14 protein-coding genes are annotated in these 14,765 nt (G+C 62.6%); 12 read left to right on the top strand and 2 right to left on the bottom strand.

Annotation, left to right across the window (positions count from 1 at the left end; all coding sequences use genetic code 11):
• The first annotated feature begins 53 nt into the window (after positions 1-53).
• Entirely contained in the window at positions 54-1,424 is a 1,371-nt protein-coding gene (locus tag AC5STI_RS04865; protein ID WP_490397418.1) for a class II 3-deoxy-7-phosphoheptulonate synthase, read from the top strand.
• A 140-nt stretch (positions 1,425-1,564) separates the two neighbouring features.
• On the opposite strand, the gene AC5STI_RS04860 is transcribed toward AC5STI_RS04865, so the two are convergent.
• Positions 1,565-2,413: a PAS domain-containing protein gene (locus AC5STI_RS04860; protein WP_495445793.1), complete on the bottom strand. Its 849-nt coding sequence runs from the start codon at positions 2,411-2,413 to the stop codon at positions 1,565-1,567.
• A gap of 238 nt (positions 2,414-2,651) precedes the next feature.
• Between AC5STI_RS04860 and AC5STI_RS04855 the strand changes: the two genes are divergently transcribed.
• The 10 genes from AC5STI_RS04855 to phoB all read left to right on the top strand — a co-directional run bounded on the left by AC5STI_RS04855 (position 2,652) and on the right by phoB (position 12,286).
• The gene (locus AC5STI_RS04855; protein ID WP_495445792.1) at positions 2,652-3,548 is read left to right on the top strand and encodes a YicC/YloC family endoribonuclease; all 897 of its coding nucleotides are present in this window, start codon (positions 2,652-2,654) and stop codon (positions 3,546-3,548) included.
• A 15-nt stretch (positions 3,549-3,563) separates the two neighbouring features.
• Positions 3,564-4,205, top strand: coding sequence for a guanylate kinase (gene gmk / locus AC5STI_RS04850; protein ID WP_475052119.1), 642 nt, complete (start codon positions 3,564-3,566; stop codon positions 4,203-4,205).
• The gene (locus tag AC5STI_RS04845) at positions 4,202-4,723 is read left to right on the top strand and encodes a gamma carbonic anhydrase family protein (protein WP_495445791.1); all 522 of its coding nucleotides are present in this window, start codon (positions 4,202-4,204) and stop codon (positions 4,721-4,723) included. The genes gmk and AC5STI_RS04845 overlap by 4 nt, the downstream gene beginning before the upstream one ends.
• 101 nt (positions 4,724-4,824) lie before the next feature.
• Complete coding sequence (locus AC5STI_RS04840; RefSeq protein WP_495445790.1) at positions 4,825-5,865, top strand: sensor histidine kinase; 1,041 nt, start codon at positions 4,825-4,827, stop codon at positions 5,863-5,865.
• A gap of 207 nt (positions 5,866-6,072) precedes the next feature.
• Positions 6,073-7,113, top strand: coding sequence for a substrate-binding domain-containing protein (locus tag AC5STI_RS04835; protein WP_475052112.1), 1,041 nt, complete (start codon positions 6,073-6,075; stop codon positions 7,111-7,113).
• A gap of 109 nt (positions 7,114-7,222) precedes the next feature.
• Positions 7,223-8,695 (top strand): phosphate ABC transporter permease subunit PstC, encoded by a 1,473-nt coding sequence (pstC, locus tag AC5STI_RS04830; RefSeq protein WP_495445789.1) that lies wholly within the window; start codon positions 7,223-7,225, stop codon positions 8,693-8,695.
• The gene (pstA, locus tag AC5STI_RS04825) at positions 8,695-10,053 is read left to right on the top strand and encodes a phosphate ABC transporter permease PstA (RefSeq protein ID WP_475052107.1); all 1,359 of its coding nucleotides are present in this window, start codon (positions 8,695-8,697) and stop codon (positions 10,051-10,053) included. The genes pstC and pstA overlap by 1 nt, the downstream gene beginning before the upstream one ends.
• A gap of 14 nt (positions 10,054-10,067) precedes the next feature.
• On the top strand, positions 10,068-10,865 hold the full coding sequence (gene pstB / locus AC5STI_RS04820) for a phosphate ABC transporter ATP-binding protein PstB (protein ID WP_475052105.1): 798 nt from the start codon (positions 10,068-10,070) through the stop codon (positions 10,863-10,865).
• A gap of 17 nt (positions 10,866-10,882) precedes the next feature.
• Positions 10,883-11,593 carry a phosphate signaling complex protein PhoU gene (gene phoU / locus AC5STI_RS04815; protein WP_475052103.1) on the top strand — a complete coding sequence of 237 codons (711 nt, stop codon included), beginning with the start codon at positions 10,883-10,885 and terminating at the stop codon, positions 11,591-11,593.
• 3 nt (positions 11,594-11,596) lie between these two features.
• The gene (gene phoB, locus AC5STI_RS04810; protein ID WP_058286894.1) at positions 11,597-12,286 is read left to right on the top strand and encodes a phosphate regulon transcriptional regulator PhoB; all 690 of its coding nucleotides are present in this window, start codon (positions 11,597-11,599) and stop codon (positions 12,284-12,286) included.
• A 73-nt stretch (positions 12,287-12,359) separates the two neighbouring features.
• Here phoB and AC5STI_RS04805 read toward each other — a convergent pair whose 3' ends face one another.
• Positions 12,360-13,271: a LysR family transcriptional regulator gene (locus AC5STI_RS04805; RefSeq protein ID WP_495445788.1), complete on the bottom strand. Its 912-nt coding sequence runs from the start codon at positions 13,269-13,271 to the stop codon at positions 12,360-12,362.
• Positions 13,272-13,370: 99 nt separating this feature from the next.
• Here AC5STI_RS04805 and AC5STI_RS04800 point away from each other — a divergent pair, with 99 nt between their 5' ends.
• Positions 13,371-14,591: an acyl-CoA dehydrogenase gene (locus AC5STI_RS04800; RefSeq protein WP_495445787.1), complete on the top strand. Its 1,221-nt coding sequence runs from the start codon at positions 13,371-13,373 to the stop codon at positions 14,589-14,591.
• Positions 14,592-14,765: the final 174 nt, after the last annotated feature.

Here is a 14,765-nt window from a genome sequence, read left to right as displayed (position 1 = left end):
TTTGTATAGAGCACCCTACAAATTCTAAAGTCCTCTGATGCGGAGAAAAAGTCATGAGCGAATGGCAAAAATCGGACTGGCGCAGCAAGCCGCGGGTTCAGATGCCGGACTACACCGATGCGGCAGCGCTGAACGCTGTCGAGGCTCAGCTTTCCAAGTATCCTCCGCTGGTCTTTGCCGGTGAGGCGCGCCGCCTCAAGCAGCATCTGGGCGCTGCGGGCCGCGGCGAGGCGTTTTTGCTGCAGGGCGGCGATTGCGCCGAAAGCTTTGACCAGTTCAGCGCCGATGCGATCCGCGACACATTCAAGGTGATGCTGCAAATGGCGATGGTGCTGACCTATGGCGCCAAGGTGCCGGTGGTGAAGGTGGGCCGCATGGCCGGCCAGTTTGCCAAGCCGCGCAGCGCGCCGACCGAAACCATTGATGGCGTCGAGCTGCCCAGCTACCGCGGCGACATCATCAACGAGCTTGCCTTCACACCGGCAGCCCGCATTCCCGATCCCAGCAAGATGCTTCAGGCCTACACCCAGGCCGCGGCCACACTGAACCTGCTGCGTGCCTTCTCCACCGGCGGCTTTGCCGACATGAGCCGGGTGCACTCCTGGACCCTGGGCTTCACCGATGAGCAGGAAGTCCAGAAATACAGCGAGATTGCCACCCGCATTCAGGACACCATCGACTTTATGGGCGCCGCGGGCATCACCGCCGACACCACCCATGAGTTCTCGACCGTCGAATTCTATACCAGCCACGAAGGCCTGCTGCTGGAATACGAGGAAGCGCTGACCCGTCTGGACTCGACCTCCGGCAAATGGCTGGCAGGCTCCGGCCACATGATCTGGATCGGCGACCGCACCCGCCAGCCCGACGGTGCCCATGTGGAATTCTGCCGTGGTGTGCTGAACCCGATCGGCCTCAAGTGCGGCCCGTCCACCACCGCCGAGGACCTGAAGGTTCTGATGGCGCGCCTGAACCCGGAGAACGAAGAGGGCAAGCTGACCCTGATCGCCCGCTTCGGCGCGGGCAAGGCAGGCGAGCATCTGCCGCGGCTGGTCAAGGCCGTGAAGGAAGAGGGGGCCAATGTTACCTGGGTCTGCGACCCGATGCATGGCAACACCATCAAATCCTCCACCGGCTACAAGACCCGCCCTTTCGACAGCGTGCTGCGCGAGGTGCGCGACTTCTTCGGCGTCCACAAGGCCGAGGGCACGATCCCCGGCGGCGTGCACTTCGAGATGACCGGCCAGGACGTGACCGAATGCACCGGCGGCGTCCGTGCGGTGACCGAAGAGGACCTGAGCGACCGTTACCACACCGCCTGCGATCCGCGCCTGAACGCCAGCCAGTCGCTGGAACTTGCCTTCCTAGTGGCCGAGGAACTGTCCGCCCTGCGCGCCGCGCAAAAAGCCCGTCAGGCAGGCTGACACCAGTGGGGGCGCGGCTGCGCGGCCTTTCCACGGTTCTTGCAAAAGAAAAGGCGCCCCGGGGGTTCTCCCTCGGGGCGCAGTCAATTCAAGTGCTATGACCTTGTACTTGAATGATAAGATCTGTGCGGCGCGGCCTGTTAGTCGCGGCTGACCACCAGGCGCAGGTGCGGCGCGCCCTTGGGCTTAGCCGGTGCCGCTGCGGGTGTCTCCTCCGGTGCTGCGGGTCTGGCCGCGCGGCTGCGCTCCAGCAGCGCCTTGGCCTCATCCAAAATGGAGCGCTCCGGCTTGAACCGCGCCTGGGTTTCGGCAAAGCCCGGGTTCGGCTGGTTCACGTCGCGGCGCTCTTCCTTGGCTGCGGGCGTGGCGGCAGGCGCGGTATCAGGACGCGGTTTGGCCTTGAACCCGGCAGTGCCCGGGGTCTTGGAGACCGCGCGCATCTCGATCGAGGAGATCGAGAACCGCTGCGAGGTGACCGTCTCGCCCTCATCCGCCACCAGCACGCCCAGCACCCGGCTGATGTCGCCCAGATCGCTGCGCAGAGGCAGCAGCAGCATGCGGGCCTCGCGAGGAGTGCGCAGGCGCGGCGCTTCGATCTGCAGCTCCAGCTCCACAATTGCGGGCGTCTCGAACATATGCTCCATCGCCGAGCTCAGCTGCTTGCGCGCCTCGGTGGTGAAGAAGGCGGTGACTGGCATACCGCGCACTTCCATGCCGGCCATGTCATTCACCATCGACCCGGCCAGGCGGAAGCGGGCGATGCCCGGTGCGATCCGCTCCAGAATGAATGTGTTGCTCAGGATATTCTCAAGCCCGCGCGGATCGATCTGCGACCGGCTCGGCACATCATCGCCGCGCCGCAGGGCCGTCCAATAGGCCTCCGCCTGGCGCAGCGGCGACAGCGGTCCGCCTTTGCGGAACCGGTTCATGGAAACAACCTTGTCCTGACTGCTGGTCTTTTCGGTACCGCTGCGGCTGCCAAAAATCATCTCATATCCCCTTAAGCCCCGGCGTGCCTTGCGTTTCTCTCAGCCAGCGGCTGCGTTAACACTTAGGGCCGGTATGGTTACCCTGAAGTTAAGATGACACAATCTAATTCAAATTTGGACTACTTCTTTAAGCAATGGTTAACGTGCAGGGGTAGCGGCGTTTTTGCGATTGCGCTTGCACCCTATACTTTCGAGACAGTAGAGCTGACCAATCACCAGCGACGAGAGGGCCTTTGCCATGACCATCCGCAGCATGACCGCCTTTGCCTCGGCGCAGGGCAGCACCGGGCAGCACAGCTGGAGCTGGGAACTCCGCTCGGTCAATGCCAAGGGGCTGGACATCCGGCTGCGGGTTCCGGACTGGCTGGACGGCCTTGAAAACCATATCCGTTCGGTTTTGTCCAAGGCGCTGGCACGGGGCAATGTCTCGCTGACGCTGCGGCTGTCACGGACCGAAGACAGCGCCGCGCAGGTTCAGATCAACACGGCAGTCTTGCAGTCGGTCATCAAGGCACTGGGCGAGGCGCAGTCAATCGCGCAGCAGAACCGGGTCGGCATCCGCCCGGCCTCCGCCGCCGAGGTGCTGGGCTTCAAGGGCGTGCTCGAACAGGCCGCAGTGGACGACGACCCGGCGCCGCTGGTTAAGGCGCTGAGCAAGGAACTGGAAACCCTTGTGGCGGAATTCGTGCAGATGCGCGAAGCCGAAGGCGCCGCGCTTGCCGTAATCCTTAACGGCCAACTCGAGCAGGTTGCCTCACTGACCGCCCAAGCAGGGGCACGGGCCGACGAGCGCAAAGTCAAAATGGCGGAAACCTTCAAGGCCAACCTGGCCCGGGTGCTGGACAACGCCGACGGTGCCGATCCGGACCGCGTCGCGCAGGAACTGGCGCTGATTGCCGTCAAGGCAGACGTGACCGAGGAACTGGACCGCCTCGGCGCCCATGTCGAAGCCGCACGCGACCTGCTGGTCAAGGGCGGCGCCGTGGGCCGCAGGCTCGACTTCCTGATGCAGGAATTCAACCGCGAGGCCAACACGCTTTGTTCAAAAGCGCAGCACAGCGCCTTGACGGCGGTGGGGCTTGAGCTGAAAACCGTGATCGACCAGATGCGCGAGCAGGTGCAGAACATAGAATAAGAAAAGGAGTGCCCCATGGCGGACCGCCGCGGCCTTTTGATCATCCTCTCATCGCCTTCGGGCGCAGGCAAATCCACACTGGCCCGCCGCCTGATGGCCTGGGACCCGGGGCTCAAGTTCTCGGTCTCCGCCACCACCCGCGCCCCGCGCCCGGGCGAGGAGCATGGCCGCGAGTACTTCTTCATGTCCGAGGACGAGTTCCGCCAGAAGGTGGCCGAAGGGGGAATGCTGGAGCACGCCCACGTGTTCGGCAACTTCTACGGCTCCCCGGCAGGCCCGGTAAAGGACACCATCGAGGCCGGCCAGGACGTGCTGTTCGACGTCGACTGGCAGGGCGAAATCCAGATCCGCAACTCCGACCTGGGCAAGCACGCGCTGTCAATCTTTATCCTGCCGCCCTCGATCCCAGAGCTGCGCCGCCGCCTGGAAACCCGGGCTCAGGACAGCGACGAGGTGATCGCCAAACGGATGCAGAAAAGCTGGGATGAGATCAGCCACTGGGGCTATTACGATTATGTGCTGGTCAATGACGACCTGGACCAGACCGAGGCCAAGCTGAAAACCATCGTCGAAGCTGAACGGATGCGCCGGATCCAGCAGCCCAAGCTGCAAGAGCATGTGCGCGCCCTGCAAACCCAATTCGAGGAACAGTCATGACCCTTTACGCCCTTGGAGACCACCAGCCGCAAATCCACGAGGACACCTGGGTTGCTCCCGATGCCAATCTGATCGGCAAGGTGGTGATGGAGGCAGGGTCGTCGGTCTGGTTTGGCGTCACCATCCGCGCCGACCACGAGGATATCCGCATTTGCGAAGGCACCAATGTGCAGGAAAACGTGGTGATGCACATTGATGCGGGCTACCCGCTGACCATCGGCAAGAACTGCACCATCGGCCACAAGGCGATGCTTCACGGCTGTATCATCGGCGAAAACACCCTGGTCGGCATGGGCGCCACCATCCTGAACGGTGCAAAGATCGGCAAGAACTGCCTGATCGGTGCCGGCGCCCTGATCACCGAGAACAAGGAAATCCCCGATAACTCGCTGGTCATGGGCAGCCCCGGCAAGGTCGTGCGGGAGGTGGATGCCGCGCTGGCAGAGAAGCTCACCCAAAGCGCATTGCATTATCAGGACAACATGCGCCGCTTCCGGGCTGAGCTGAAACTGCTGTAACCAGCATCCGTACCCCGGTTTTTGCGCTGGCTGAACGCGGGTGCCACACGGCGTTTACAAAGCAGCGCTAGGCAGGCCGGACACTCAACGACGGGGATCTGATGACGACGGAGCTGATTGACGGATTTCTGGCGGCCATCCCGCTGCCCGCTGTGCTGGTGGACCAGACCGAGCGGTTCATCGCGGTGAATACCGAAGCGGCCACGCTTCTGGGGCAAGGGGTGAAGGGGCGCCATTTCGCCACCATCCTGCGCCAGCCCAGCGTCGCCACCGCCATCGAGGGCTGCCTGCGAGACCGCAACCCCCGCGTGGCCCGCCACCTCGCCAATGACGGTGCCCAGGACACGACATTTGCCGTCACCCTGCGCTATGTGCCCGGCATCGGTGCCGTCGGCGGCGGCGCGGTGCTGGCCTGTTTCGACGACGTCACCGAACGCGAGCAAGCCGGCCAGATGAGGCGCGATTTCGTCGGTAACGTCAGCCACGAGCTGCGCACGCCGCTGACCGCGCTGATCGGTTTTATCGAAACCCTGCGCGGCCCGGCCCGCGAGGATGCGCAGGCCCGCGACCGTTTCCTGACGATCATGGAGGGCGAGGCGAGCCGGATGAACCGCCTGGTGGGCGACCTCCTGTCTCTGAACCGGGTGGAAAGCGAAGAGAGGGTGCGGCCCAAGGAGAAGGTCGATCTGACCGGCCATCTGGCCTCCACTCTCAGGACGCTGCAGCCGGTGGCGGAGGCTCGCGGCGTCCAGATGAAACTTGAGGCGCCCGAGGAGGCCGTGTCAGTTACCGGCGATCCGGACCAGCTGCAGCAGGTCTTCACCAACCTGGTGGAAAACGCGGTGAAATACGGCGGTGACGAGGTCCGGGTGGTGCTGAGCCATACTGATCGCGACCCATCCGTGCGTGCCCCGGCCGCCCGCGTGCAAGTGATCGACAACGGGCCGGGAATCGACCCCGTCCACCTGCCGCGCCTGACCGAACGGTTTTACCGCGCCGACAGCCACCGCTCCCGCGAGATGGGCGGCACCGGGCTGGGGCTGGCAATTGTAAAACATATCATCAACCGCCACCGCGGACGCCTGCGGGTGGAAAGCGAATTGGGGCAGGGCTCTGTTTTCACGGTGATCCTGCCGGAATGACCAGGCGCCGCAAATAACTCTGCACACAAACCGCCGCCGGTAATTCCCGGCGGCGGTTTGCCGATTCATGACACATTTTTTTCCGTCCAAACGGCGGTTGTCATGAAGCTGTTACACTGGTGTCACAAAAGCCTCATCAGCGGCCTCTAGGTGATGCGCCAAGATCATCGAGGGGTGATCGAACATTGAAAACTCATGGAGACAAAAATGTCCTTTGTGAAACTGACCGCTTCCGCCCTGGCAATTTCCGCCGTTTCTGCCACTGCAGCAGCCGCGCGCGACCAGGTGCAGGTTGCCGGTTCGTCGACCGTTCTGCCCTATGCCTCTATCGTGGCTGAGGCCTTTGGCGAGAACTTCGACTTCCCGACCCCGGTTGTGGAATCCGGCGGCTCCTCCGCGGGCCTCAAGCGGTTCTGCGAAGGTGTGGGCGAAAACACCATCGACGTCGCCAACGCCTCGCGCAAGATCAAGGACAAGGAAGTCGCCGCCTGTGCCGAAAACGGCGTGACCGACATCATCGAAGTCCGCATCGGCTATGACGGAATCGTGTTTGCCTCCGACATCAACGCCAACGCTTTTGAGTTCACCCCGTCCGATTGGTTCCTGGCGCTGTCCGACAAGATCCTGGTCGACGGCCAGCTGGCCGATAACCCGAACCAGACCTGGGCCGACGTGAACGCCGATTTCCCAGCCGTCGACATCCAGGCCTTCGTTCCGGGCACCAAGCACGGCACCCGCGAAGTGTTCGAAGATAAGGTGATCCTGGCAGGCTGCGAGGAAACCGGCGCCTTTGAAGCCTTCAAGGAAGCCAACGGCGGCGACAAGAAAGCAGCCGAGAAAGCCTGTATCGCCCTGCGCACCGACGGCAAGTCGGTCGACATCGACGGCGACTACACCGAGACCCTGGCCCGCATCGAAAGCAACAAGGACGGCATCGGCGTCTTTGGCCTGGCGTTCTATGAGAACAACACCGACAAGCTGCAGGTTGCCACCATGTCCGGTGTTGTGCCCTCGACCGAAAGCATCGCAACCGGCGAATACCCGGTCTCCCGCCCGCTGTTCTTCTACGTGAAGAAAGCCCACATCGGCGTGATCCCCGGCCTCAAGGAATATGCTGAGTTCTTCGTCGCTGACGAAGTCGCAGGCGAAGACGGCCCGCTGGCCGAATACGGCCTGGTAGCAGACCCGGAACTGGCCGAGACCCAGGAAACCGTCGCCAACGAAGCCGTCATGGGCGGCAACTCCTAAGGCTTTGTCCTGACGTAAGATTTGCCGGGGCGGACTTTTCTGCCCCGGCGCTGTTTTTCCCGGTCCCCGACGCTGTTTCCCTTTCCGTCACCGCCTAACGGAGCCCTCCATGCCCACTTTCTGGCTCGTTGTTCTCCTGCTTGCGCTGTCCGCAGCGGGTTTTTACTGGGGGCGCAGCCGCGCGCTCCAATCCGCCGGGGGCGATGCAAGAGAACTGCATTCTCTGCCGTCCTACTACGGCTACCATGTTGCACTGGCATCCTTTGTGCCTGCCATCGCTGTGCTGGCCATCTGGCTGCTGGCCCAGCCGCTGGTCATTGAGAACCGTGTCTCGGGCATGATCCCGCCTGAGGCGGTTCCGGAAAGCTCCACCCTCGGCTTGGTGATGAGCGACGTGCGCCGGGTTGCCGAAGGGCTGGATCTCGCGGTGGAGCAGGAACTGCTGACCCGCCGTCAGGCCCGCGATGCCTCCAGCAGCGGGCAGGACCTGCGCGCCCTGATGGGCGAAGTCGGAGTTGCCCTCGGTGCCGATGTGCGGCCCGAGGTTCTGAATGCGGCTCAGGCCTACCGCAACCTGTCGCATACCGGCAAAACCGCAATGACCGTGGTAGTCGCGCTGCTGGCGCTTGGCGGCTTTGCTTGGGCCCACAGCCGCACTCACAAGGATTTCCGCGCCCGCAACGTTGTGGAGCGCGGTGTCCTTGCGCTGCTGATCCTGGCTGCCTCGCTGGCAATCCTGACAACGGTCGGCATCGTCCTGTCGATGCTGTTCGAGACCAAGAACTTCTTTGGCCTGCACAGCTGGACCGACTTCTTCTTTGGTTCCACCTGGGCGCCCAACTTCCGCGGCGACAGCGACCTGTCGATCCTGCCGCTGTTGTGGGGCACGCTATATATCTCCTTCATCGCGCTGCTGGTGGCGGTGCCGGTGGGCCTCTTTGCCGCCATCTACCTGTCGGAATACGCCAGCGGCGCCGTGCGCGCCTTTGCCAAGCCGCTGCTGGAGATCCTGGCGGGCATCCCAACCATCGTTTACGGCCTGTTCGCGCTGCTGACCGTGGGGCCGGCGCTGGCCAATCTGTTCGCCAAGGGCGGGCTGCTGGGCGTCGAATGGATGGCCGGTGCCACCTCGGTTCTGACCGCGGGGCTGGTGATGGGCATCATGCTGATCCCGTTCGTCTCCTCGCTGTCCGATGACATCATCAACGCGGTACCGCAGGCGATGCGCGATGGCTCGCTGGGCCTGGGCGCCACCAAATCTGAGACCGTGCGCCAGGTGGTGATGCCGGCGGCATTGCCGGGCATCGTCGGCGCGGTGCTGCTGGCCGCGTCCCGCGCCATTGGCGAAACGATGATCGTGGTGATGGGGGCAGGGGCGATTGCCAAGTTCTCGGCCAACCCGCTGGAATCGATGACCACAATCACCACCCGCATCGTCAGCCAGCTGACCGGGGACACCGACTTTGCCAGCCCCGAAACCCTCGTTGCCTTTGCCCTGGGCCTGACCCTGTTTGTCCTGACCCTCGGCCTGAACGTCCTGGCGCTCTACATCGTGCGCAAATACCGGGAGCAGTATGAATAATGACTGACCTCAGCCAATCCCCCGCAGGCGCCGCGCCCCGCAAGCACGGCGGTTCGCTGCTGGAGCAGACCCCGCGCACCAGAAAACGCAACGCAGCCGAAGCACGGTTCCGCGGCTATGGCATCGCCGCCATTACCGCGGGCCTGATCATGCTGCTGATCCTGGTGACCACCATTGTCAGCAAGGGCACCGGCGCCTTCCAGCAAACCTTTGTGACGCTTCAGGTGGAGCTGCTGGAAAGCAAGCTCGACAAGAAGGGTGAGCGCAACATCGAGGACATCAAGAAGGTCACCACCTTCGGCTATGCGCCGATCATCAAGGGCGCGATGGAGTCCGCGGTCGAAGAGCTGGGCATTGAGACCAGCCTGAAGGCCAAGGAACTGGCGGGCGTGCTGTCCAAGGACGTCGCCGCGCAGCTGCGTGATTTTGTTATCGCCAATCCGGACCAGATTGGCCAGACGGTGGAGTTCCGCTTCCTCGCCTCCGGCCGGGTCGACGGCTACATGAAGGGCCGCGTCAGTCGCGACAGCATCGTCAACGACAAGAACATCTCGGCCGAACAGCTTGATCTTGTTGATGCTTTGGCCGCAGCCGGAGTGCTTGAAAAGACCTTCAACCTCGACTTCATCACTGGCGCCGACGCCTCCGACGCCCGCCCCGAAGCCGCCGGCATCGGCGTCTCCATGCTAGGCTCGCTGTTCATGATGTTTGTGGTGCTGGCGCTCGCGCTTCCGATTGGCGTCGCCGCCTCGATATATCTCGAGGAATTTGCGCCGCAGAACTGGCTCACCGACATGATCGAGGTGAACATCTCCAACCTCGCCGCGGTGCCGTCGATCGTGTTCGGCATCCTGGGTCTTGCGGTGTTTATCAACTACATGCACCTGCCGACCTCGGCGCCGCTGGTGGGCGGCTTGGTGCTGACGCTGATGACGCTGCCGACCATCATCATCTCCACCCGTGCCTCGCTGAAATCGGTGCCGCCGTCGATCCGCGACGCCGCCCTGGGCGTTGGCGCCTCCAAAATGCAGGCGGTGTTCCACCACGTGCTGCCGCTGGCCGCGCCCGGTATCCTGACCGGCACAATCATCGGCCTGGCGCAGGCGTTGGGGGAAACCGCGCCGCTGCTGCTCATCGGCATGGTCGGCTTTATCGCCTCCAACGCGCCGGAAACCCTGGCCGACGGCCTGCTGGCCCCGAACTCCGCGATGCCCGCGCAGATCTATGAGTGGGCCAAACGCGCCGACCCGGCGTTCTATGAACGCGCCTGGGGCGGTATCATCATCCTTCTCATCTTCCTGGTGACCATGAACACGCTTGCCGTGATCCTGCGACGCCGCTTTGAACGCCGCTGGTAAGGGGGCATAGTGCAATGAACGACATGACCTTGATGGATAACACCGTGGACACACAACAAATCAAAATCGCCGCCAAGGATGTGAACGTCTACTACGGCGACTCCCACGCGATCAAAGACGTCAACGTCGAGATCGAGGACAAGACCGTCACTGCTTTCATCGGGCCTTCGGGCTGCGGCAAGTCGACCTTCCTGCGCTGCCTCAACCGGATGAACGACACCATCGATATCTGCCGCGTCAAGGGCGACATCCTGCTGGATGGCGAGGACATCTATGACAAGCGCGTCGATCCGGTGCAGCTGCGCGCCAAGGTCGGCATGGTGTTCCAGAAGCCGAACCCGTTCCCCAAGTCGATCTATGACAACGTGGCCTACGGCCCGCGTATCCACGGCCTGGCCAAGAACAAGGCGGAACTGGATGAAATCGTTGAGAAATCCCTGCGCCGCGGCGCGATTTGGGACGAGGTGAAGGACCGGCTGGACGCCCCCGGCACCGGCCTTTCCGGCGGCCAGCAGCAGCGCCTGTGCATCGCCCGCGCCGTCGCGACCGAACCCGAAGTGCTGCTGATGGACGAACCCTGTTCAGCGCTGGACCCGATCGCCACTGCGCAGGTCGAGGAGCTGATCGACGAGCTGCGCAGCCAGTATTCCGTGGTGATCGTCACCCACTCGATGCAGCAGGCCGCGCGGGTCAGTCAGAAAACCGCCTTCTTCCACCTTGGGAACCTGGTGGAATTCGGCCCCACCGGCCAGATCTTTACCAACCCCGAAGATCCGCGCACCGAAAGCTACATCACCGGCCGGATCGGCTGATCTATAGGAATTTCAACATGGTAGAACAGCATATTGCATCGGCATTCGACCGCGACCTGGAGGCAATCCAGGCCCGGATCATGAAAATGGGCGGCCTGGTTGAGGACGCCATCCGCGAGGCAGCCCGCGCGCTGGAAACCCGCGACGAAGAACTGGCGCTGACCGTGCGCCAGGGCGACAAGGCGATTGACGGGCTGGAAGAGCTGATAAACGAGGAAACCGCCCGGCTGATCGCGCTGCGCTCGCCCACGGCCTCCGACCTGCGACTGGTCCTGTCGGTGATGAAGATCGCCGGCAACCTGGAACGCATTGGCGATTATGCAAAAAACATGGCCAAGCGCACCGCGGTGCTGGCCCAGGGTCCTGACATCACCGAAGGCGCAGCGGCGTTGCGCCGGATGGCGCGCGAGGTGGAGCGGATGCTCAAGGACGCATTGGATTCCTACATCCAGCGTGACCCCGAGCTGGCAGCTGATGTCATCGAGCGCGACCGCGATGTGGATCAGATGTATAACGCGCTGTTCCGCGAATTTCTGACCCATATGATGGAAGACCCGCGCAACATTTCGGCCTGTATGCACTTGCATTTCATTGCAAAAAACACAGAGCGCATGGGTGATCACGTGACCTCCATCGCTGAGCAGGTGATCTATCTGGTGACCGGTGTAAAACCGGAGGAAGACCGTAAGAAAGCCGATACCACCTCGACAACATCTCAGGAGATCTGACCGATGGCTGCCGATCAGCCCACCGTCCTTGTTGTTGAAGACGAAATGGCTCAGCGGGAAGTGCTGGCCTACAACCTCGAAGCCGACGGCTTCCGCGTGCTGCGCGCCGAACATGGCGAAGAAGCGCTGCTGGTGGTCGAGGAAGACATGCCCGACATCATCATCCTGGACTGGATGATGCCTAACCTCAGCGGCATCGAAGTGTGCCGCCGGCTTAAGACCCGACCGGAAACCCGCAACATTCCGGTGATCATGCTGTCGGCCCGCTCGGAAGAGGTCGACAAGGTGCGCGGCCTGGAGACCGGCGCCGATGATTACGTGGTCAAACCCTATTCGGTGATTGAGCTGATGGCGCGGGTGCGAACCCAGCTGCGCCGGGTGCGGCCCTCCACCGTCGGGGTGCGGCTGGAGTATGACGACATCGTGCTGGACGCCGAAACTCACAAGGTCAGCCGCGCCGACAATCCGCTGAAGCTGGGGCCGACGGAATTCCGTCTGCTCTCCACCTTCATGGAGAAGCCGGGCCGGGTGTGGAGCCGCGAGCAGCTACTGGACCGGGTCTGGGGCCGCGACATCTATGTCGACACCCGCACCGTCGATGTTCACATCGGGCGGTTGCGCAAGGCGCTGACCCAGCATGGCGGCAGCGACCCGGTGCGCACGGTGCGCGGCGCGGGCTACGCGCTCGGCTGAAACGGCATCAGGGGGTGTACAGGCGGTGCACAGGGGGGGCACGCATGTCAGCCCCTTGTTTTGCCGCCGCCGGTCAGCGCGGCAGCGGATCTTCCGGCTGCGCCTGGCCTTCCAGCCATTCGCGGAATTTTACCAGCGCAGGAGCGCCCGATTTCCGCTCCGGCCAGACCAGGTAATAGGCACCGGCTGACTCCAGCGGTTCCGGGTGCAGCGCCACCAGACGGCCGGTGGCCAGATCCTGTTCCACCAGGTAATCCGGCATCAGCGCCACCCCGAGGCCATGCAGAGCAGCTTGGGTAATGGTTGCGAATTGATCATAGATCGTGCCGCTCAGCCCGTCATCGGCAGCGATCCCTTGCCGGTTGAACCAGTCCCGCCAGGCGGTCGTCCGGGTTTGAATGTGCAGCAGCGGCAGTTTCAGAATGTCCTTGGGGCCCGTGACTGAACGGCCCTCGAGAAGCTGCGGCGCGCAGACCGGCAGCAGCTGTTCGTGCTTGAGCAGCAAGGATTGCGTGCCGGGCCACTGAGCATTCCCGAAATGAATAGCCGCATCAAAGGGTTCTGTGGAGAAATTGAATGGCTCCAGACGGGTGGCCATGTTGATGGTCACATCCGGGTGCAGCCGGGCAAAGTCCGGCAGCCGCGGCATCAGCCAGCGCATCCCGAAGGCGGGAAGAATGGCCAGATTCAGCGTGCCGGCCAGCGGCGCGGCCTGCAAACGCAGGGTTGATTGCACAATCTGGTTCAGCGCTTGGCGGATCTCCGCGGCGTAATCCTGCGCTTCTGAGGTCAGCATCAGGCGTTTCTGGTCCCGCTGCACCAGTTCCATCCCCAATTGCCGTTCCAGCGTTTGCAATTGGCGGCTCACGGCACCTTGCGTGAGTGCGAGTTCCTCGGCCGCAGCGGAAGCGCTGCCCAGACGGTCTAGCGCTTCCAGCGCGCGCAGGGAGGAGATGGATGGCAGGAATTTGCGGGGCACGGTCATGTATGAGTGTTTGTCATGGATCTTTGCGAAAGTCTCGCTGTTTTTTCCCTTCACCTCCCGTTAGGGTTTGCCCAAACCGCGAACCATTGAGGTGACATGATGACCGACAAACCCGCGCTGCGCGCCAAAGATGCTCCGGACCTGGGCCGTTTCAACTGGGATGATCCGCTGCGGCTGGAGGACCAGCTAACCGAAGATGAGCGGATGATCTCCGCCTCGGCCCGCGCCTATGCCCAGGAAAAACTTCAGCCGCGTGTGCTAAGTGCCTATGAAAACGAAGAAACCGATCCCGAAATCTTCCGCGAGATGGGCGAGATGGGCCTGCTTGGCACCACCATCCCGGAAGAATACAGCGGCCTTGGCGGCGGCTATGTCTCCTATGGCCTGGTGGCGCGCGAAGTGGAGCGTGTGGACAGCGGCTACCGCTCGATGATGTCGGTGCAAAGCTCGCTGGTGATGTATCCCATCTACGCATACGGCAGCGAAGAGCAGCGGCAGAAATACCTGCCGAAACTCGCCTCCGGCGAATGGATCGGCTGCTTCGGCCTGACCGAACCGGATGCCGGTTCCGACCCCGCCAGCATGAAGACCCGGGCTGAGAAAACCGAAGGAGGCTATAGGCTTACCGGCTCCAAAATGTGGATCTCCAACGCGCCGATCGCGGATGTTTTTGTGGTCTGGGCCAAGTCCGAAGCGCATGGCGGCAAGATCCGCGGCTTTGTGCTCGACAAGGGCCTGAAAGGCCTGAGCGCGCCGAAGATCCAGAACAAGGCCTCGCTGCGCGCGTCGATCACCGGTGAGATCGTGATGGACGGCGTTGAAGTTGGCGAAGACGCACTTCTGCCGTATGTTCAGGGGCTTAAGGGTCCTTTCGGGTGTTTGAACCGCGCCCGTTACGGCATCAGCTGGGGCGCAATGGGCGCGGCGGAGGCCTGCTGGCACGCAGCGCGCCAGTACGGGCTTGATCGCACGCAGTTCGGCCGTCCGCTGGCCAATACGCAGCTGTTTCAGCTGAAGCTTGCCAACATGCAGACCGAGATCACCCTTGGCCTGCAGGCCTCTCTGCGGGTCGGGCGGCTGATGGATGAGGCCAGCGCGGCACCGGAGATGATCTCGATCATCAAGCGCAACAACTGCGGCAAGGCGCTGGAGATTGCCCGGATGGCTCGCGACATGCATGGCGGCAACGGTATCAGCCTGGAGTTCAACGTGATCCGCCACATGGTGAATCTGGAAACGGTGAACACCTATGAGGGCACCCACGATGTTCATGCCCTGATCCTGGGCCGTGCTCAGACTGGTTTGCAGGCCTTCTTCTAAAGACCGATTGCAGCGCGAGATACCGTCTCGCGCTGCATTTTTCCATTATCATTTTGCAGTTTTGCAAGATGTGACCGCTCGGTGAGTTCCGCAAAGGATTCTGGCTCGTTTTCAAGCTCAGCTATCGCCGGATCGGATCCGAAAACCCTACCCTGAAATCTGTGGTGGCATAAA

The organism is Leisingera sp. CC-HEC096 (assembly GCF_059429235.1).
This window is presented reverse-complemented; position numbering and strand designations above follow the sequence as displayed.